This is a genomic window from Pseudomonas sp. KD5 (assembly GCF_012932895.1).
Taxonomy (GTDB): domain Bacteria; phylum Pseudomonadota; class Gammaproteobacteria; order Pseudomonadales; family Pseudomonadaceae; genus Aquipseudomonas.
Genome location: NZ_JDWJ01000005.1, coordinates 182,444 through 202,062 on the forward strand (window position 1 = coordinate 182,444; position 19,619 = coordinate 202,062).

At 60.5% G+C, this 19,619-nt stretch carries 20 protein-coding genes; 6 read left to right on the plus strand and 14 right to left on the minus strand.

Going from position 1 to position 19,619, the window contains the following annotated elements; all coding sequences use genetic code 11:
• Positions 1 to 126: 126 nt before the first annotated feature.
• Positions 127 to 1,035, minus strand: coding sequence for a LysR substrate-binding domain-containing protein (locus AF70_RS13040; RefSeq protein ID WP_028939278.1), 909 nt, complete (start codon positions 1,033 to 1,035; stop codon positions 127 to 129).
• A gap of 240 nt (positions 1,036 to 1,275) precedes the next feature.
• On the opposite strand from AF70_RS13040, the gene AF70_RS13045 reads away from it, so the two are divergent.
• Positions 1,276 to 2,511: an aminotransferase class I/II-fold pyridoxal phosphate-dependent enzyme gene (locus AF70_RS13045; RefSeq protein WP_028939277.1), complete on the plus strand. Its 1,236-nt coding sequence runs from the start codon at positions 1,276 to 1,278 to the stop codon at positions 2,509 to 2,511.
• Between the two features lie 99 nt (positions 2,512 to 2,610).
• Here AF70_RS13045 and yiaY read toward each other — a convergent pair whose 3' ends face one another.
• Positions 2,611 to 3,759: an L-threonine dehydrogenase gene (gene yiaY / locus AF70_RS13050; RefSeq protein ID WP_028939276.1), complete on the minus strand. Its 1,149-nt coding sequence runs from the start codon at positions 3,757 to 3,759 to the stop codon at positions 2,611 to 2,613.
• 156 nt (positions 3,760 to 3,915) lie between these two features.
• Between yiaY and AF70_RS13055 the strand changes: the two genes are divergently transcribed.
• Positions 3,916 to 4,935 (plus strand): DUF4917 family protein, encoded by a 1,020-nt coding sequence (locus tag AF70_RS13055; RefSeq protein ID WP_028939275.1) that lies wholly within the window; start codon positions 3,916 to 3,918, stop codon positions 4,933 to 4,935.
• Positions 4,936 to 5,087: 152 nt separating this feature from the next.
• Here the strand turns inward: AF70_RS13055 and AF70_RS13060 are convergent, their stop codons facing one another.
• The gene (locus tag AF70_RS13060) at positions 5,088 to 5,630 is read right to left on the minus strand and encodes a helix-turn-helix domain-containing protein (RefSeq protein WP_019580883.1); all 543 of its coding nucleotides are present in this window, start codon (positions 5,628 to 5,630) and stop codon (positions 5,088 to 5,090) included.
• Between the two features lie 109 nt (positions 5,631 to 5,739).
• Here AF70_RS13060 and AF70_RS13065 point away from each other — a divergent pair, with 109 nt between their 5' ends.
• Entirely contained in the window at positions 5,740 to 6,522 is a 783-nt protein-coding gene (locus tag AF70_RS13065; RefSeq protein WP_028939274.1) for an aldolase, read from the plus strand.
• A gap of 29 nt (positions 6,523 to 6,551) precedes the next feature.
• Positions 6,552 to 7,439 carry a dihydrodipicolinate synthase family protein gene (locus AF70_RS13070; protein ID WP_028939273.1) on the plus strand — a complete coding sequence of 296 codons (888 nt, stop codon included), beginning with the start codon at positions 6,552 to 6,554 and terminating at the stop codon, positions 7,437 to 7,439.
• Positions 7,440 to 7,569: 130 nt separating this feature from the next.
• On the opposite strand, the gene AF70_RS13075 is transcribed toward AF70_RS13070, so the two are convergent.
• From AF70_RS13075 to AF70_RS13085, 3 genes are all read right to left on the minus strand, one after another.
• Positions 7,570 to 7,914 (minus strand): YegP family protein, encoded by a 345-nt coding sequence (locus tag AF70_RS13075; protein WP_019580886.1) that lies wholly within the window; start codon positions 7,912 to 7,914, stop codon positions 7,570 to 7,572.
• A 192-nt stretch (positions 7,915 to 8,106) separates the two neighbouring features.
• Complete coding sequence (locus AF70_RS13080; protein ID WP_019580887.1) at positions 8,107 to 8,412, minus strand: ribbon-helix-helix domain-containing protein; 306 nt, start codon at positions 8,410 to 8,412, stop codon at positions 8,107 to 8,109.
• 14 nt (positions 8,413 to 8,426) lie between these two features.
• Complete coding sequence (locus AF70_RS13085; protein WP_007935757.1) at positions 8,427 to 9,008, minus strand: DJ-1/PfpI family protein; 582 nt, start codon at positions 9,006 to 9,008, stop codon at positions 8,427 to 8,429.
• A 344-nt stretch (positions 9,009 to 9,352) separates the two neighbouring features.
• Here AF70_RS13085 and AF70_RS13090 point away from each other — a divergent pair, with 344 nt between their 5' ends.
• Positions 9,353 to 10,267: a DMT family transporter gene (locus tag AF70_RS13090; protein ID WP_028939272.1), complete on the plus strand. Its 915-nt coding sequence runs from the start codon at positions 9,353 to 9,355 to the stop codon at positions 10,265 to 10,267.
• Here AF70_RS13090 and AF70_RS13095 read toward each other — a convergent pair.
• The 4 genes from AF70_RS13095 to AF70_RS13110 all read right to left on the minus strand — a co-directional run bounded on the left by AF70_RS13095 (position 10,257) and on the right by AF70_RS13110 (position 13,696).
• The gene (locus AF70_RS13095; RefSeq protein WP_019580889.1) at positions 10,257 to 11,483 is read right to left on the minus strand and encodes an SAM-dependent methyltransferase; all 1,227 of its coding nucleotides are present in this window, start codon (positions 11,481 to 11,483) and stop codon (positions 10,257 to 10,259) included. The two genes, AF70_RS13090 and AF70_RS13095, sit on opposite strands and share 11 nt — an antisense overlap.
• A gap of 151 nt (positions 11,484 to 11,634) precedes the next feature.
• Positions 11,635 to 12,252: a TPM domain-containing protein gene (locus AF70_RS13100; RefSeq protein ID WP_018926845.1), complete on the minus strand. Its 618-nt coding sequence runs from the start codon at positions 12,250 to 12,252 to the stop codon at positions 11,635 to 11,637.
• Between the two features lie 48 nt (positions 12,253 to 12,300).
• The gene (locus tag AF70_RS13105) at positions 12,301 to 13,041 is read right to left on the minus strand and encodes a YgcG family protein (protein ID WP_019580890.1); all 741 of its coding nucleotides are present in this window, start codon (positions 13,039 to 13,041) and stop codon (positions 12,301 to 12,303) included.
• 43 nt (positions 13,042 to 13,084) lie between these two features.
• Positions 13,085 to 13,696 (minus strand): LemA family protein, encoded by a 612-nt coding sequence (locus tag AF70_RS13110; RefSeq protein WP_019580891.1) that lies wholly within the window; start codon positions 13,694 to 13,696, stop codon positions 13,085 to 13,087.
• Between the two features lie 247 nt (positions 13,697 to 13,943).
• On the opposite strand from AF70_RS13110, the gene bglX reads away from it, so the two are divergent.
• Positions 13,944 to 16,235, plus strand: coding sequence for a beta-glucosidase BglX (gene bglX, locus AF70_RS13115; protein WP_018926848.1), 2,292 nt, complete (start codon positions 13,944 to 13,946; stop codon positions 16,233 to 16,235).
• 54 nt (positions 16,236 to 16,289) lie between these two features.
• On the opposite strand, the gene AF70_RS13120 is transcribed toward bglX, so the two are convergent.
• From AF70_RS13120 to AF70_RS13135, 4 genes are all read right to left on the minus strand, one after another.
• Positions 16,290 to 17,447, minus strand: a complete 1,158-nt coding sequence (locus tag AF70_RS13120; RefSeq protein WP_018926849.1) for a phosphatidylserine/phosphatidylglycerophosphate/cardiolipin synthase family protein — start codon at positions 17,445 to 17,447, stop codon at positions 16,290 to 16,292.
• Position 17,448: 1 nt separating this feature from the next.
• Complete coding sequence (locus tag AF70_RS13125; protein WP_028939271.1) at positions 17,449 to 18,039, minus strand: YceI family protein; 591 nt, start codon at positions 18,037 to 18,039, stop codon at positions 17,449 to 17,451.
• A 99-nt stretch (positions 18,040 to 18,138) separates the two neighbouring features.
• Positions 18,139 to 18,468 (minus strand): hypothetical protein, encoded by a 330-nt coding sequence (locus AF70_RS13130; RefSeq protein ID WP_028939270.1) that lies wholly within the window; start codon positions 18,466 to 18,468, stop codon positions 18,139 to 18,141.
• Positions 18,465 to 19,559, minus strand: a complete 1,095-nt coding sequence (locus AF70_RS13135) for a serine hydrolase (protein ID WP_028939269.1) — start codon at positions 19,557 to 19,559, stop codon at positions 18,465 to 18,467. The genes AF70_RS13130 and AF70_RS13135 overlap by 4 nt, the downstream gene beginning before the upstream one ends.
• Positions 19,560 to 19,619: the final 60 nt, after the last annotated feature.

The window sequence follows — 19,619 nt, forward strand, 5'->3', positions numbered from 1 at the left end:
CTAGAGGACCGAGTGGCATGGAATCCAACCTTCTGTTGGCAACGACCGTTCGCGAAACGCGAATGCCTGGCTGGAGATTACCGCGACCTCAAGTCAGAAGAGGCCCGTCCATGCAATCGAGAACTGTCAGGCCTGGCCACGCAAATGCTCAAACAACATCCGGCTCACCGGCGACAGCGCCGCTTCATCGCGCACCACCAGAATCAACGCACGATCCGACCAGTCATCCGTCAGCGGCACCGCGTGCAACCCCAGCGCCCGGCCAAACAGTTCGTAGGCCTTTAGCGGCAGGATGCCGATGCCCATGTTGGCCTGGACCATCCGGCACATGGCGTCGAACCCCGGCACATGAATCCGCAACCTCAGCACCTTGCCGGCCTTGCGCGCGGCCGCATGGGTGCGCATGTTGATGGAACTGGCCGAATGCAGACCGACGTAATCGCTGTCCAGCGTGTCGGCAAAAGCCAAGGCCGAACGACTCGCCAGCGGATGATCGGCTGGCATCAGCACGACCAGTTTGTCCTGGCGATAAACAACACGGTGCAGCCCCTTGACGTCGCTGTCGCTGGAGCAGATCCCGAGGTCCGCCACGCCATCGAGCACGCCTTGAATCACCCCGCTGCTGGGGCGCTCTTCGAGGTCGGTCTTGACCTGCGGATGGCGCGCGGAAAAATCCCGCAGGTCTTCGGGCAGGAATTGAATGATCGCCGACAGGTTGGCGAGCATCCGCACATAACCGCGTACACCGTGGCTGTGTTCGCCCAGTTCAAGGCCCATTTTCTCGACGTTGAACAGCATCTGCCGGGCATGGTGCAGCAGGGTTTCACCGGCCGGCGTCAGCGTCATGCCCTTGGCCTGGCGCACGAACAGGCTGATGCCCAGCGCCTCCTCCAACTCCATCAACCGCTTGCTGGCCGCCGACACCGCGATCGCTTCGCGGGCGGCGGCACGGGTCAAGGTGCCCTCTTCGTGGACGGCCACAAACAGCTGGAGAGTGATCAGGTCGAGGCGGCGGATGAGGCTTTTTTGCAGCATGGCAGGGCTCGATGATTTCGGTTCGACTGAATCGGCAGGATAGCCCGGATTCGATTCGTGCCCGCCATCCAATTACCCACAGCCCCCCAGGGCATCGCCCTACAACTAATTCTCTTACAACTCTCAGTACTACCGGAAACTGCCGATTCAAAGCCCATCGGGACTCTCTGTAAAGTCTGGCAACACACACAAACTGCAACAAACCCACGGATAGATTCACTCAAGGAATGTCACTCGCACATGAGCCAGATACCGTACACGGCGCACACCTTCACCAACTACCGCAAACTCGTCTCATTGGCTGATCATGATTGGGAGGCCGCCGAAACCGGAAAAATCGCGGGGCTCAACGTTGAGATAAAAAGTGCCAACCGCATGCTCGATCAGTACGGGAGAGCGTTTCATGATTTCTGTACGACGTCATACCTGGGTCTGGATCACCATCCCGATATTCTCGACGGCGCCATGACCACGCTGTGGGAAACCGGCACACTTCGCATCGCCAATTCCAGGAACCGCTGCAAACTGGCGATTCTGGACCAATACGAATCCGAACTGTCCGAGTTGTTCGGCGCCAGTTGCCTGAGCGCCCTGTCGTGCAGCGCGGCAAGTGCCGGGATCCTGCCGCTGCTGGCCAGCGGCGTATTCACGGAAAATAGCCCTCCGGTGATGGCTTTCGACCGGTTGGCGCATTACTCGATGAGCCACCTCAAAGCCGCCTGTGCCGATGAAACGAAGGTCGTGACGTGCCCGCATAACGACATGGACTTCCTCGAGACGCTGTGTCAACAGCACACCAGGGTCGCGTATGTCGCCGACGGCGCCTACAGCATGGGCGGGGTTGCGGACATGGACAGCCTTTTGTATCTGAAGGACCGCTATGGGCTGTTTCTCTATCTGGACGATTCCCACGCGCTTTCCTCTGTAGGAATATTCGGCGCCGGTCTTGTGCGTCCCAGGCTGCATACCCTGGATGATGACTGCCTCATCGTCGCCTCGCTGGCCAAGTCGTTCGGCGCCAGCGGCGGTCTGGTGATGCTGGGCAGTGAACGGCAGAAGAAGCTCATTGCGCGTTACGGCGGCCCCAACAACTGGTCGCAAAGCCTGAACAGTGCAGCCATTGGCGCGGGCCGGGCATCCATCCAGCTACACCACACCCTGGAGTTCGCCGAGCTGCAGAAAAAGCTTCAGGTTAATATCCGCCTCTTTGACAGCCTCATACGAACCGCACAACACAACAGCAACATGGCGATTCGACTGGTCAATTGCGGTGAGGCATCGCTGGCAAACAACATCGCCATTGAACTGGCCAATCACGGATTCTTCACCTCGGCAGTCTTTTTCCCGGTGGTTGCACAAGGCAAGGCAGCCATCAGAGTCACCCTGCGCGCCGACATGGGGACGACGCTGATCCGCCATTTCTGTGGCCTCATCACCGAGCTTTTACGTGCTCACGGCCGGGACATCGGCGGCTGAAATCCAGGGAAGATCAAACCAGCCGTTATCGCCGTTATGCACCTTACTGGCCTTGGGCGCGCTGCTTTGCGTAGTGCTCGCGCCCGGCCGTCGAACCGCTTAGAACGCGCTGCGGAAAATCTCCTCGATCTGCCGCTGATCCGCCGCCCGAGGGTTGGTCAGTCCACAGGCGTCTTTCAGGGCATTGCTGGAAAGGACCGGGATGTCATTGAGCCTGGCACCGAGCTCACGCAAACCGGCGGGAATGTCCACATCCCTGGCCAGGCTGCGGATCGCCGCGATCGCCGCCTGCGCGCCCTCTTCCGGACTGAGCCCGCGAATGTCGGCCCCCATCGCGTGGGCAACGTCGGTCAGGCGAGGGGCGCAAACCAGTGCGTTGAAACTCTGCACATGAGGCAGCAGCACCGCGTTGCACACACCATGGGGCAGGTCGTAGAACCCGCCTAACTGATGGGCCATCGCGTGAACGTAGCCAAGGGACGCATTGTTGAACGCCATGCCCGCCATAAATTGCGCGTAGGCCATGTTTTCCCGCGCGATCATGTCACTGCCGTCCTGCACGGCCTGGCGCAGGTTGTCGCTGATCAATGTGATGGCTTTCAGCGCACAGGCATCGGTGATCGGGTTGGCTGCCGTGGAGACGTAGGCTTCGACGGCATGGGTCAATGCGTCCATGCCGGTGGCGGCGGTCAGGCCCTTGGGCATGGCGACCATCAGCTCCGGATCGTTGACTGACAGCAGCGGGGTAACGTTGCGGTCGACGATGGCCATTTTTACGTGGCGCGATTCATCCGTGATGATGCAAAAACGGGTCATCTCGCTGGCAGTGCCGGCGGTGGTGTTGATCGCGATCAACGGTAGCTGGGGTTTGGCCGACCGATCGACACCTTCGTAGTCACGGATCGTCCCACCGTTTGTGGCGCACAAGGCGATGCCCTTGGCGCAGTCGTGAGGCGAACCGCCGCCCAGAGACACCACGAAATCACAGCGACTTTCCTTGAGCAGGCCCAAGCCGTGCTCGACGTTGGCGATGCTCGGATTCGGCTTGGCGCCGTCAAAGGTCACCGAGTCGATGTCCTGCAACGCCAGTTTCTCGGCAATCCTCGATGCCACGCCAGCCTTGGCCAGCCCGGCGTCAGTGACAATCAGCGCCTTGCGAAAACCATACTTGCCAATGGCGTCCATGGCTTCGTCGAGGCAACCGGTGCCCATGATGTTCACGGCGGGGATGAAAAACGTACTGCTCATGCGCGAGTCTCCTGGCTGAAACCGAATCGGCAATGCCGATTCGGCGGGTGCGCACAGGGTCGACCGATCAGTCACGCGGTATGTTGATCTGGCTCAACGCCCGGGCGTGATAAAGTCGCCGTCCATCAGACCTTTTGCTTCGAGACGACAAACGCAATGACCGATTTCCAGGATGTCGATGCCCAACTTGAAGACTGGAACGCCTTGCGCACCACCGCCTCGTTCGGCGGCCTGCTGGTGGGTAACGGCGCCAGCCGCGCCGTGTGGGACGACTTCGGCTACGACTCGCTGTTCGAAAATGCCCGCACCGTCGAAGAAAAACCGCTGAGCCAGTCCGAGCTGAGCGTGTTCGACGCGATGCAGACGCGCAGTTTTGAACAAGTGCTTGGGGCGTTGAAAACCACCAGCCGGGTCAACAAGGCCCTGGCCGTCAGCTCTGCGGCACCGCGCAATCGCTACTACGCGATCAAGGAAGCGCTGATCAACACCGTGCACGCGGTGCACATCCCGTGGCGGCTGGTGAAGCCTTCGACGCTGGCGACGATCAATCAGGAACTGGGTAGCTATCGAACGGTGTTCACCACCAACTACGACTTGCTCAGCTATTGGGCGATCCAGCATCGGCCGGACGTCGTGACCGACCTGTTCCAGGGTGCCGAACCCGGCTTCGATCTGAGCGCCAGCGCCACCGACAAACCGCGTTTACTGTACCTGCACGGCGGCCTGCATCTGGTGCGCAATCAGGACGGCACGGCGCGCAAACTGATGTCGACCGAAGGGACGTTGCTCGGCAATTTCGCGATCAACAATACGATCAAGACCCTCGACGACGTGCCGCTGTTCGTCAACGAAGGCCCGGCGCAAGACAAACTCAAGACCATTCGCAGCTCGGATTACCTGTCGTTCTGTTACGACCAGTTACTGGGCCATGGCGACGGGTTGTGCATCTTCGGGCATGCCCTTGGCGAGCAGGACAGTCACATCGTTCATGCGTTGCGCCTGGCGAAGCCGAAGGTGGTGGCGATCTCGATTTACCCGCGCAGCAAAGCGTTCATCCAGCATCAGAAGCGGCATTACGCGAAGGTGTTCGAGGGGACGGGTGTGGCGTTGCGTTTTTTTGATTCGAAGACGCATGCGCTCGGTAACCCTAAGCTGACCGTGCCGGTCGAGGTCTGACCTGTGGCGAGGGGGCTTGCCCCCGTTGGGTTGCGAAGCAGCCCCCTAGTATCTTCAGTCACACCGAGTTCTCTGGTTTTACGACTGCTGCGCAGCCGAACGGGGCGGTGCGGCGTTCCGACAAGCCCCCTCGCCACAAAAGCCCGATAACCTCATTCCTCGCTGCTATGCACCACCACCAACAACTGCGCCTGCACCTCGCCCACTGACCTGAGGCGATGCGGTTTCTGCGCATTGAAGTGCAGCGCATCCCCACGATTGAGCAGCACCCGCTCGTTCATGAAGTCCACTTCCACCTGCCCTTCGTGGACGAACAGAAACTCTTCCCCCAAGTGTTCCTTGAAGGTTTTGTCGGTGAACTCAGTCGGCGGGTAAATGATGAACGGCAACAGGCTGCGTTCACTGACCTGATGGGCCAACACCGCATAACCGGGGCTCTGGTCGTTGGCGGCCAGGGACTGGCGTTCGTCGCTGCGCACCAGGCTATAGCTGTCGAGGCTGACGCTGTCTTCGGAAAACAACTCCTCGACCTTCACATTCAGCGCCTTGGCCAGTTTCAGCGCAGCGGCAATCGAGGGGGTATTCAACCCGCGCTCGACTTTCGACAGATAGCTCTTGGTCATGCCGGATTTTTCGGCCAGGGCCTCCAGCGTCACGCCAAGTTTTTTTCTCAGTAATTTCAAACGGATAGACATGTGGAACGGTTAATCCATCAAGGAGGCAACGATTTGTCCTTGCCAATGACACAAAGTGTCATATAGCATTTTTAGTGTCATTTGCATGCCCCACCCAAAGGACACCGATATGGCCAAGACATTAGCACTACCCAAAGAGCAACTGGTCAAGCAAGCGCTGACACAGATGCAAAACACCCTGGCGGATAATACGTGGACCGACCGGCAAAAGCTGGCTCTGACCTGCCGCATTCTGTTCGAAAACGGCCACGACTCTGGCCTGGCCGGGCAAATCACCGCCCGCGGACCACAACCAGGCACCTATTACACCCAGCAATTGGGCCTAGGTTTCGACGAGATCACCGCAGGCAATCTGTTGCTGGTCAACGAAGACCTGGAAGTGCTTGAAGGCCACGGCATGCCCAACCCGGCCAACCGCTTCCACAGCTGGGTGTACCGCGCCCGGCCGGACGTGAACTGCATCATTCACACGCACCCGACTCACGTCGCGGCACTGTCGATGCTGGAAGTACCGCTGCAGATTTCCCACATGGACCTCTGCCCGCTCTACGACGACTGCGCGTTTCTCGAAGGCTGGCCGGGGGTGCCCGTGGGCAATGAAGAAGGCGAACTGATTGCCGGGGCCTTGGGCGACAAGCGGGCGATCCTGCTTTCCCATCATGGCCAGTTGTCGACCGGCGCGACCATCGAAGAGGCCTGTGTCATTGCGCAACTGATCGAACGCGCAGCGAAGTTGCAATTGCTGGCCATGGCCGCCGGTGTAATCAAACCGATTCTTCCCGAGCTGGGCCGTGAAGCCCACGACTGGATATCCAAGCCCAAGCGCCATGCCGCCGCGTTCAACTACTACGCACGGCAGAACCTGCGCCAACACGCCGATTGCCTGAACTGACCCCACACATTCCTGACAGGAGAGACGCCATGTCGACCGTAAACATTCACGGCATTATCGGCTACACCATCACCCCGTTCACCGCCGAGGGCGAAGGCGTTGATCTCGACGCGCTCGGGCGTTCCATCGACCGCCTGATCGACAGCGGTGTCCACGCCATCGCCCCATTGGGCAGTACCGGCGAAGGCGCTTACCTGAGCGACGCGGAATGGGATCAAGTCAGCGAATTCAGTATCCGGCACGTCGCCAAACGCGTGCCGACCATTGTCAGCGTGTCCGACCTGACCACCGCCAAAGCCGTGCGCCGCGCGCGTTTCGCCGAGGCCCACGGCGCCGATGTGGTGATGGTGCTGCCGGCGTCGTACTGGAAACTCAGCGAGGCGGAAATCCTCGCCCACTACCGCGCCATCGGCGAGAGCATCGGCGTGCCGATCATGCTCTACAACAACCCGGCCACCAGCGGCACCGACATGTCAGTGGAGTTGATCCTGCGGATTTTCAACGCGGTCGAAAACGTCACCATGGTCAAGGAAAGCACCGGCGATATTCAGCGCATGCACAAACTGCAACTGCTGGGCGAAGGCCGGGTGCCGTTCTATAACGGCTGCAATCCCTTGGCACTGGAAGCGTTCGCGGCCGGCGCCAAAGGCTGGTGCACAGCGGCGCCGAACCTGATTCCGCAGCTCAATCTCGACTTGTACGAAGCGGTATTGGCCAATGATCTGAGCAAGGCTCGCGAACTGTTCTATCGCCAGTTGCCGTTGTTGGACTTCATCCTCAAGGGCGGTCTGCCGGCGACCATCAAGGCTGGTTTGCGCCTGGTCGGGCTGGAAGCGGGCGACCCGCGGTTGCCGGTGTTTGCACTCGGCGAGACTGGCCGCAGTCAGTTGCAGGGTCTGTTGAACGCGTTGCGCTGATCTTCAGCCACACACAAAACCACTGTGGGAGCGGGCTTGCTCGCGAAAGCGGTCTGACATTCAACCTCTTCGTTGAATGTTAAGCCCCCTTCGCGAGCAAGCCCGCTCCCACAATTAATCAGCGGTGTGTTTAGAACACCGGCAAGGTCTTGTCCTTGATCACCGTGGTCGGGCCGTTGGCCTTGACGCTGGCGATGCCTTTTTCCCGCGCGGCATCGGATGAGTAAGACTCGCTGCTGCCGATGATTTGATGGTTGGCGGCCTTGAGGTTGAAGTAAGGATGGCCATCCTTGGTGGCTTTTTTCTCGTAGCGTTCGTCCAGCGGGCTATTGGCCTGAACCGAGGCGATTCCGCTATCGACCGCACCGCGCGTGGTGTACAGCTCACTGACCAGAATGGTTTCGGCGTTGGCCGCTTTCAACACAAACTTGAACTGACCATTGCTGGTTTTGCTCACTTCGTACCATCCAGACATGCTTGTTCTCCTTGGCGATTGAGAGGTTTCGCGCTTCAGAGTAAAGACCAAGCCAGGTTTTCTGTCGCCTGTATCGGTCTCTTCGCGAGCAAGCCTCGCTCCTACAGATATCTGTGATCGCGGATATGGCGTACATCCGTAAGAGCGAGGCTTGCCCGCGAAGGCGCCCCCGAGGCCGATACAAAAACCGCCCTACTTCACCACCGTCCGCACCACCGACAACTCAGGTGCCTGCACCCGGCGCTGGCTCAAATAGCGCATGCAACTGACCCGCAAGAACGAGGCGAAATTCACCACCTCGCCGCGGTAGTCCATCACCTCTTCATACAGTTTGGCGATCAACTGATTGGTGGTCATGCCGTCGACCTCGGCGATTTCGCTGAGGATGTCCCAGAACTGGTTCTCCAGCCGCAGGGTGGTCACCACCCCGCAGATGCGCAGCGAGCGGGAGCGCGATTCGTAGAGAATCGGATCGGCCTTGACGTAGAGCTCGCACATGGACAGGTCCCTCGTTACAGCGTGATTTTGGTGCCCAGCAACCCGAGGAAACCGGCCAGCCAGCTCGGGTGCGCCGGCCAGGCCGGGGCTGTGGCCAGATTGCCTTGAACGTGGCCTTCCGTCACCGGGATATCGATGTACGTGCCACCAGCCAGGCGCACTTCCGGGGCACAGGCCGGGTAGGCGCTGCATTCGCGACCTTCAAGAATGCCGGCAGCGGCCAGCAATTGCGCGCCGTGACACACGGCCGCGATCGGTTTGCCAGCCTTGTCGAACGCTTGCACCAGCGCCAGAACTTTTTCGTTCAGGCGCAGGTACTCCGGCGCACGACCGCCCGGGATCAGCAGCGCGTCGTAGTCCGCCGCATCGACCTTGGCGAAATCGAAGTTCAGGGCAAACAGATGACCGGGTTTTTCGCTGTAGGTCTGGTCGCCTTCGAAGTCATGGATCGCCGTGCGCACGGTCTGGCCGGCGGTTTTGTCCGGGCAAACGGCATGCACCGTGTGACCGACCATCAGCAGCGCCTGGAAGGGCACCATCACTTCGTAGTCTTCGACGTAATCGCCAACCAGCATCAGGATTTTTTTAGCAGCCATGGGGAGGACTCCTCTGGAAAATGCGTGGGCCTGCAGGAGTATTCAAGGTAGTCCTTATCCGGCGGGTCGGGTAATAACCAGTTACTACGGACGCAATGGTTTTTGTGGCGAGGGGGCTTGCCCCCGTTGGGTCGCGAAGCGGCCCTAATCCGGTCAACCAGGCTCTCTGGTTTTGCGACTGCTGCGCAGCCGAACGGGGCGGTGCGGCGTTCCGACAAGCCCCCTCGCCACAGGCATTACCCCCAACTGTACGCATAACTCTGCGCCTAGCTGTAACAGAGCAACGCCCCCGGTTTATGGCTAGATGATGACTCTTCCCGCCACCCTCGACTCTGGTTGCCATCATGTCCTCGCGCGAAAACACCGGCATGGCCCTCGGCCTGCTCGGCGTCGTTATCTTCAGCCTGACCCTGCCCTTCACACGGATCGTCGTGCAGGAACTCCATCCGCTGCTCAATGGCCTTGGCCGGGCGCTGTTCGCGGCAATTCCGGCTGCGCTGTTATTGCTGTGGCGCCGGGAAAAATGGCCCACCTGGAAACAGGTCAAAGGCCTGACACTGGTGATCGCCGGGGTCATCCTCGGCTTCCCGGTGCTGTCGGCCTGGGCCATGCAGACGTTGCCCGCCTCCCACGGCGCACTGGTCAACGGTTTGCAACCGCTGTGCGTGGCGCTGTATGCCGCGTGGCTGTCCCATGAGCGTCCCTCGAAAGCCTTCTGGGCCTGCGCCGCGCTGGGCAGTGCGCTGGTGCTCGGTTATGCGCTGATCAGCGGCGCCGGCAGTATTCAGGCCGGTGACTTGCTGATGCTCGGGGCGATTGCCGTGGGTGGGTTGGGCTATGCCGAAGGCGGCCGGTTGGCCAGGGAGATGGGCGGCTGGCAGGTGATCTGCTGGGCGCTGGTATTGTCGACGCCGCTGCTGATCGGGCCGGTGCTGTACCTGGGGTTGCAACATCAGGGCGAGATTTCGGCCAGGACCTGGTGGGCCTTCGGTTATGTCTCGCTGTTTTCGCAGTTCATCGGCTTCTTTGCCTGGTACGCCGGGCTGGCCATGGGCGGCATCGCCCGGGTCAGTCAGATCCAGTTGCTGCAGATCTTCTTCACCATCGCGTTTTCGGCGTTGTTCTTCGGTGAGCACGTCGAGCCGATTACCTGGCTGTTTGCCACCGGGGTGATCGTGACGGTGATGCTCGGGCGCAAGACCGCAGTGCGCCCGGCGCAACCGGGCACGTTACCGGCGGGGGTTCAGCTCAAGCCTTAGCGACCAGGAACCCGTCAGCCCGCAGCAGGGTTTCCAGGCAATGTTCGCTGATGTGGTAGAAATCCTTCAGTTCCTGAATCTTCACCAACAACTGAGCCGGGTCCACCGGCTCGGCGCGTTTGACCGCCAGAATCATCTTGTTCTTGTTGGTGTGGTCCAGTGAGATGAACTCGAACACTTTGGTCTCGTAGCCGCAGGCTTCCAGGAACAATGCACGCAAACTGTCGGTGACCATTTCCGCCTGCTGGCCCAGGTGCAGGCCGTATTGCAGCATCGGCTTGAGCAGCGCCGGGCTCTGGATCTGCAGGCGGATCTGCTTGTGGCAGCACGGCGAGCACATGATGATCGAAGCGCCGGAACGAATGCCGGTGTGAATCGCATAGTCGGTGGCGATGTCGCAGGCATGCAACGCGATCATCACGTCCAGCTCGCTCGGCGCCACGCTGCGCACGTCACCGCATTTGAACACCAACCCTGGATGCTCCAACTTTGCCGCCGCGCTGTTGCACAGTGTGACCATGTCTTCGCGCAGCTCGACGCCAGTCACCTCACCCTCGGCTTTCAGGGTGTTGCGCAGGTAGTCATGGATCGCGAACGTCAGGTAACCCTTGCCCGAGCCGAAATCCGCCACCCGCACCGGTTTGTCCAGCGCCAGCGGCGAGGAAGTCAGCGCATGGCTGAAGACTTCGATGAACTTGTTGATCTGCTTCCACTTGCGCGACATCGCCGGGATCAGCTCATGCTGGGCGTTGGTCACGCCGAGGTCTTTGAGGAACGGCCGGCTCAGGTCGAGGAAGCGGTTCTTCTCGCGGTTGTGCTCGGCGGACGGCACTTCGCGCAATTGCTGAGGTTTGCTCTTGAACAGCGAAGATTTGCCCTTTTTGCTGTATTCGAGCTGGGCTTCGTCGGTCAGTGACAGTAAATGCGCATTTTTGAACGACGCCGGCAACAGTGCGGCAATGGTCGCCACGCCTTCGGCAATCGGCAGGTTCTTGGTGATGTCGCGGGTCTTGTAGCGATAGACGAAGGACAGGCACGGCTGATCCTTGACCGTCAGCTGCTTGATGATCAACCGCTGCAAGTCCGCTTCGCCACCAACGTACTTGGCCAGCACCAGTTTGATGAAGGCATTGGCATCCAGGCTGGTTTGCAGCAGGTCGATGAACTGGGCATGGTGATCCGGCGCGAGGCTGGCGGGAGTGACGGTGACAGACATGGAAAAAACGGCCTCGGGCGGTGCGAATCGGGGAATGGCGGGTATTTTAGGGGGGATGGCCGTTCGGGACACGCAGTTATTTACCAAACGGTGCGAATCCCGAGGCAAGTAAGCCCCCTCGCCACAAAAGCTACTGAAGGCTGCGATCTTTTTAGCTCAACACCACCAACCGATTCGGCAACTCATTGCGTACCTGTGTCACCGGCACGTGCACCTTGAGCAACTCGCCGCACGCCTCGATGCACGTCACAAACCCCTGCAACGTCTGCCCCTGCTTCACCTGCTGGGTAAACGTCGCCACGATTGCATCCCAATTCTTGTTGTCCAGCCGTTTGGAAATCCCTTCATCCACCAGAATTTCCACATAGCGCTCGGCCTCGGAGACAAAAATCAGCATGCCGGTGCCACCCACGGTGTGGTGCAGGTTCTGCTCCAGGAACTGCCGACGCGCCAGGTTCGACGCACGCCAGTGACGGACCGAGCGCGGGATCAGGCGCGTGGTGACTTTCGGAATCCGGAACACCAGGCACAACACGATGAAGCTGACCCATTGCACCAGCAACAGACTGTGCATGGTCAGCCAACCGGTCAGGTAATGCACGATACCCGGCACCACCAGCGCCAACAGGCTGGCCCAGAGCAGCGGGATATACGCATAGTCGTCGGCGCGGGCCGCGAGCACTGTCACCAGTTCGGCGTCGGTGTCGCGCTCGACCCGGGCAATCGCCTCGGCGACTTTGCGTTGTTCGTGTTCAGTCAGTAATGCCATGTTTATGAATGCCTGCTCGCTATTGTTGTTGTGTTTCCCGCCGTGTCATCACCAGCCGCCCGACGAACCACCGCCGCCGAAACTGCCCCCGCCGCCACTGAAGCCCCCGCCACCGCCGCCAAAACCTCCGCCACCGAAACCACCCCGGCCTCTACCCCCTCCACTTGGCAGAATACCGAACATCTGGCCGACGAAGATCGTCAGGATAAACAGCAGCACCAGGAACACGAATACCCCCGGATGCCGCGCAACGAAATCGCTCTCCTGATTGCCACGCGGCTCATACACCGTCGACGGCTCGTTCAGCGGATTGCCCCCCAGCACCACCAGCATCGCCGAAACGCCATCGCTGATGCCCTTGCTGAAATTGCCGGCCTTGAACGCCGGCGTGATCACCTGATTGATGATCACCGAACTCTGCGCATCGGTCAGGCGATCTTCCAGGCCATAACCGACTTCGATCCGCAATTTTCGCTCGGCACGCGCGACAATCAGCAGCGCGCCGTTGTTCTTGTCCTTCTGGCCAATGCCCCAGTAGCGTCCCAGTTGATAACCGAAGTCCGCGATGTCGGCGCCCTGCAGGTCCGGCAACGTGACCACCACCAACTGCTCGCCGGTGGATTTCTCGTGGGCATTAAGCTGCTGAACCAGCTGCTCGCGCACCGCTGGCTCGATCATTTGGGCGTTGTCCACCACCCGTCCGGTCAGTTCCGGAAACTTCAACCCGGCCTGGGCCGTCAGGGCAAAGACCCAGAACAACAGCATCAGGCCCACTTTCATCACGCGCATTGGCAACCTCTTCCTTGGTGGCACTTCAAACCCGGTCCGGCGCCTACTGGAACTTCACTTCAGGCGCTTTCTCAGCTCCGGGGCTGGTGGCCTCGAAAGTTTCGCGGATCGGCAAGTCGCTGTACAACACGGTGTGCCACAAGCGACCGGGGAAGGTGCGAAGCTCGGTATTGTATTTCTGCACCGCGAGGATGAAGTCGCGACGCGCCACGGCGATGCGGTTCTCGGTGCCTTCAAGTTGCGATTGCAGCGCCAGGAAGTTCTGGTTGGCCTTGAGGTCCGGATAACGCTCGGACACCACCATCAACCGACTCAGCGCGCCGGTCAGCTGATCCTGCGCCTGCTGGAACTGTTTGAGTTTTTCCGGATTATCCAGCGTGCTGGCATCCACCTGGATCGACGTCGCCTTGGCCCGGGCTTCGACCACCGCGGTCAGGGTTTCTTCCTCATGCCGGGCATAACCCTTGACGGTTTCCACCAGATTGGGGATCAAGTCGGCACGGCGCTGGTACTGGTTCTGCACCTGGCCCCACGCGGCCTTGGCCTGTTCGTCGAGGGTCGGGATCGTGTTGATGCCGCAACCGGCCAGCAGAGTGGTCAGCAACATCAAGGCTGCAACCTGCAGGCTCGACCGATAGGGGTGTCGTACATTCATCTGGTTGATGCTCCCTTGCACAGTGCGTTGATAAAACAACCGGCGAACTTTGACCCCGGCTCTTGGGGCATAATCTGCGCCGCTACTGGATTGCATCGAGCCAATGGGCTAAAAGATGCCCAGCGAAAAAACAGTAAGAAGTGTGCTGCATTTTTCTGAGCAACACCCAAACAACAATAGTCGCTCCCAAAATTTTGGCTGACCGGCGCGTATTCACTGCCGCTTGGGCCTTTTGAGAAGAACATTCATGAAGAAGCTGTGTTTGCTGGGCCTGTTCGTCAGCCTGGCCAGTCATACTGTATTGGCCGCCACGACGCCCGCACCGATAGAGAACAAGGACGCCTTCATCAGCCACCTGATGAAACAAATGACCCTCGATGAAAAAATCGGCCAGTTGCGCCTGATCAGCATCGGCCCGGAAATGCCTCGGGAGCTGATCCGCAAGGAAATCGCGGCCGGTAATATCGGTGGCACCTTCAACTCGATCACCCGCGCCGAAAACCGCCCGATGCAGGACGCGGCCATGCGCAGCCGGTTGAAGATCCCGATGTTCTTCGCCTATGACGTGATCCACGGCCACCGCACCATTTTCCCGATTCCCCTGGCCCTGGCCTCGAGTTGGGACATGGACGCCATTGGCCGGTCCGGGCGCATCGCCGCCCAGGAAGCCGCGGCTGACAGCCTCGACATCACTTTCGCGCCGATGGTCGACATCTCCCGCGACCCACGCTGGGGCCGCACCTCCGAAGGCTTCGGCGAAGACACCTACCTGGTTTCGCGAATCGCCGGCGTGATGGTCAAGGCCTTGCAGGGCAGCGGTGCGAACGCAGCCGACAGCATCATGGCCAGCGTCAAGCATTTTGCCTTGTACGGCGCGGTCGAGGGCGGTCGCGACTACAACGTCGTCGACATGAGCCCGGTCAAGATGTACCAGGATTACCTACCGCCGTACCGCGCCGCCATCGACGCCGGTGCCGGCGGGGTGATGGTTGCGCTGAACTCGATCAACGGCGTACCGGCCACCGCCAACACCTGGCTGATGAACGACCTGCTGCGCAAGGAATGGGGCTTCAAGGGCCTGGCAGTCAGCGACCATGGGGCGATTTTCGAACTGATCAAACACGGCGTCGCCCGCGACGGTCGTGAAGCGGCGAAGCTGGCGATCAAGGCCGGCATCGACATGAGCATGAACGACACGCTCTACGGCAAAGAGCTGCCGGGACTGCTCAAATCCGGCGAGATCGAACAGAAAGACATCGACAACGCCGTGCGCGAAGTGCTCGCCGCCAAGTACGACATGGGCCTGTTCAAAGACCCGTACCTGCGCATCGGCAAGGCCGAGGATGACCCGGCCGACACCTACGCCGAAAGCCGCCTGCACCGTGCCGAAGCCCGTGATGTCGCGCGCCGCAGCCTGGTGTTGCTGAAGAATCAGGGCGACACCCTGCCCCTGAAGAAAACCGCGAAAATCGCCCTGGTCGGCCCACTGGCCAAGGCGCCGATCGACATGATGGGCAGTTGGGCCGCCGCCGGTAAACCTGCGCAATCGGTAACGCTGTTCGACGGCATGACAAATGCCCTCGGCGCGCAGTCGACGCTGATCTACGCCCGTGGCGCGAACATCACCGACGACAAGAAAATCCTCGATTACCTGAACTTCCTCAACTTCGACGCCCCGGAAGTGGTGGACGATCCGCGCCCGGCCAACGTGTTGATCGACGAAGCGGTAAAAGCCGCCAAAGATGCCGATGTGGTAGTGGCCGCAGTAGGCGAATCCCGTGGCATGTCCCACGAATCGTCGAGCCGCACCGACCTGAACATCCCGGGCAACCAGCGCGAGCTGATCAGGGCGTTGAAAGCCACCGGCAAACCGCTGGTGCTGGTGTTGATGAACGGTCGTCCGCTGTCGATTCTCGAAGAGAAAGAGCAGGCTGACGCGATTCTGGAAACCTGGTTCAGTGGCACCGAAGGCGGTAACGCTATCGCTGACGTACTGTTCGGCGACTACAACCCGTCGGGCAAGCTGCCGATCACCGTTCCGCGCTCGGTGGGTCAGATTCCGACCTACTACAACCACCTGAGCATCGGCCGGCCGTTCACTCCCGGCAAACCGGGCAACTACACCTCGCAGTATTTCGAAGACACCACCGGGCCGCTGTTCCCGTTCGGCTTCGGCCTGAGCTACACCCAGTTCAGCCTGACCGACATGGCATTGTCGTCGACCACGCTGAACAAGACCGGCAAGCTCGATGCCAGCGTCGTGGTGAAGAACACCGGCAAGCGTGACGGCGAAACCGTGGTGCAGTTGTACATCCAGGACGTGACCGGCTCGATGATCCGCCCGGTCAAGGAACTGAAGAACTTCCAGAAAGTGCTGCTCAAGGCCGGCGAACAGAAAGTCGTGCACTTCACCATCACCGAGGATGACCTGAAGTTCTACAACGCCCAGCTCAAGTACGCGGCGGAACCGGGCAAGTTCAACGTGGAGATCGGCCTGGACTCCCAAGACGTGACGCAGCAGAGTTTTGAGTTGCTGTAACCCCGCTTAATTGATCGTTCCCACGCTCTGCGTGGGAACGCTCTGAAAAAGTGTTCAGCCCCGTCGATCCAGCAGATTCACCACCACCCGATCCACCCAACCCCACACCCTCTGCTTGACCCGCCGCCACAACGGTCGGCGCTTCCACGCCTCAAGACTGACTTCCTGGCTCAAGGCAAAGTCATTCTCGAAACTCGCCGCCACCGCTCGGGTCAACCCAGGGTCCAGGGCTTCGAGGTTGGCCTCCAGATTGAAGCGCAGATTCCAGTGATCGAAATTACATGAGCCGATGCTCACCCAATCGTCGATCAACACCATTTTCAGGTGCAGGAAACACGGCTGGTACTCGAAGATCTTCACCCCGGCCCTGAGCAGTCGCGGATAGTAGCGATGCCCGGCGTAGCGCACCGACGGGTGATCGGTGCGTGGCCCGGTCAGCAGCAAACGCACATCGACGCCCCGATTCGCCGCCCGGCGCAGCGAGCGGCGGACTTTCCAGGTTGGCAGGAAATAGGGCGTGGCCAGCCAGATCCGCTGCTTGCCACTGTTCAGCGCGCGAATCAGCGATTGCAGAATGTCCCGATGTTGGCGGGCGTCGGCATAAGCGACCCGGCCCATGCCCTCGCCCATCACCGGCACTCGCGGCAGGCGCGGTAAACCGAAGTGCGAAACGGGTTTCCAGGCACGCCGATAGCGGTTGGCGATCCATTGGCGGTCGAACAGCAATTGCCAGTCGATGACCAGGGGACCGGTGATTTCCACCATCACTTCGTGCCATTCGCAGGTGTCTTCGCCCGGTGACCAGAACTCATCGGTGACCCCGGTGCCACCGACGACCGCCAGGGATTGATCCACCAGCAGCAACTTGCGGTGATCGCGATAGAAGTTGCCCACCCAGCGTCGCCAGCTCAGGCGATTGTAAAAACGCAACTCGACCCCGGCGGCCATCAGGCGCTGACGCAAAGTCAGGGTGAAGGCCAGGCTGCCATAGTCATCGAACAGACAGCGTACCCGCACGCCACGCTCGGCCGCCTGGACCAGCGCCTGAACCATCGCCTCGGCGCACGCTCCCGCCTCCACCAGGTACAGCTCCAGTTCGACTTGCTCTTCGGCGCGCGCAATCGCCACCAGCATGCGCGGGAAAAACTGCGGGCCGTCGATCAGCAGTTCGAAGCGATTGCCTTCGCGCCACGGAAAAATTGCACCACGCATGTCAGCGCGCCGTGAAAATCAGCACCGCACCCACCGGTACCGACAGACTGATGGCCGACAAACCGGCGAGCTTGCGCAAGCTTTCCAGGCCTGGGGCCAGGTCGAAATCTTCGGCGCTGATCACCAAAGGCTCGAGGGTCACCACTTGAAAGCGCCGGTCATCGAGACGGGTCGCCAGCAGTTCGGCGTTGTATTGGTGTTGCTTGCCGTGCAGGTTGACGGTCACCGGCAAGCGCAGTTCCAGTTGCGCACCGGGCGCCAGGTCGTTGATTGGCCGCAAATCGATCTGCGTGGTGATCAGCGCTTCGGGAAACGTCTGGATCTGGAACAGTTCCTTGCGCATGCGTTCGTCACGTAGCGGAATGCCGCTGTTGACTGACTCCAGCTCGACTTCTACCTCGGCCAGCCCCTTGGGGTCGACCTTGCCGTGCAGCACCAGAAAGCGCTGCACTTCGGAGATGTTGGCGTTTTTGGTGCTGACAAACGACAGCCGCGAGGACTCGCCGTCCAGGTACCAATTGGCCTGGGCCGACACGGTGACACCGGCCAGCAGCAGGGAAGCGAGGGTTTTGCAGATGAACCGCTTGAACATAGAAACTCGGGGGCAGATAAACCTGAGCGAACCTTAACTGTCCGCGAGTCAGTTGCAAACCTGTAGCCGCTGCCTTCGGCAGCTGCTACAGGGGAAAGTTCAGGGTTGCAGGCGACATCCCTGCCGTTCGCCAACCCAAGCGGCGCTGTTGCTGCGCCCCAATCCGCCGACCGTCACCCGCTTGCTCGCGGCATCATCGACGAAACCGTTGGTGGGTAAGTACTGCTTCACATAACCCTGGCAATACGCCGCCGGATTGTTCATCACATAACGGCACGAGCAGTATTCCTTGGCGGTGTAAGCGCTGATGATGTCGGGAAAAGCCCACAGCGCCACGCGTTCCTGCCAGCCCCAGCCGAGCAAAGCGATCAGCAGCACCAGCAACAATGTGCTGAACGGCCGACGGCGAATAAAACTGCGACGGCTCATGGCTGCACCTTCATGGCAAACGCCTTGAGCGCGAGTTTGAGCAGTTCGTTGTGCCGGTAACTTCCATCGCGATCATCGCCGTAGCGGACGATCACCAGCTTTTCGCTGGGAATCACGTACATCGCCTGGCCCCAATGACCCAGCGCGGCGAAGGTGTCGACGGGCGCATCGGGCCAGGGTTGTGCTGCACCGTCCACCGCTCGATTGAGCCACCAATGGCCGCCGGGCACCGCTTCATCCTGGTTGGCTCGGTAGCGGGCGAACGGCTCGCGGCTGAAGTCGACCCACGCCTTGGGCAGCAGCTGCCGCTCGCGCCAGCGACCGTCGCGCGCCATCAACAGGCCAACCCGTGCCAGGTCCCGGGCGGTGAGGTAGGCATAGGACGAAGCGACAAATGTCCCCGTGGCATCCGCTTCCCAAACCGCGCCGCGAATGCCCAGGGGTTCGAACAATGCGGTCCACGGATAATCCGGATATCGGGCCGGGCCGACAATGGCTTTCAACGCGGCGGAAAGCAGATTGCTGTCGCCGCTGGAGTAGCGGAAGGCCTGACCGGGCCTGGCGTACGCGTCGTGGTCGGCGGTAAACGCTGCCATGTCGCGATGACCTCGGGTGTAAAGCATCGCCACCACCGAGGACTTCAACGGTGCGTACTCATAGTCTTCCTGCCAATCCAGGCCCGAGGCCCAGTGCAGCAAGTCGGCCATGGTCATGGCGGGGTGTTTTTCCAGCGCTGGATAGAACTGCACCACCGGGTCCTGCAATTTGAACAGACCTTCGCCATAGGCCACGCCGAGCACCGTGGCCATCAGGCTTTTGCTGATCGACCAGATCAGGTGCGGGGTGTCGGCACGGGTCGGGTCGGCGTAGCGCTCGTAGACGAGTTGGCCGTCATGGATCACCAGCAAGGCATCGCTGCGGATGCCCTCGCGGGTGGTGTCGTTGCGGAGTGGGAAAGCGTAGTTTTCCAGGGCTTGAACGGCCGGGCCGGCGACTGTCGGGCCGGTTGGCCACTGCTCGCCCGGCCAGTTTTCGGCATTGGCCGTGAAGCTGAACAGCAGGATGGAAATCAGCGACAAGCCTTTGAACATGGAGGACGCTCGGAGGATGAACCTGCTGAGCCTAGTCGAGGTTGATGACAGTTTTGGGAG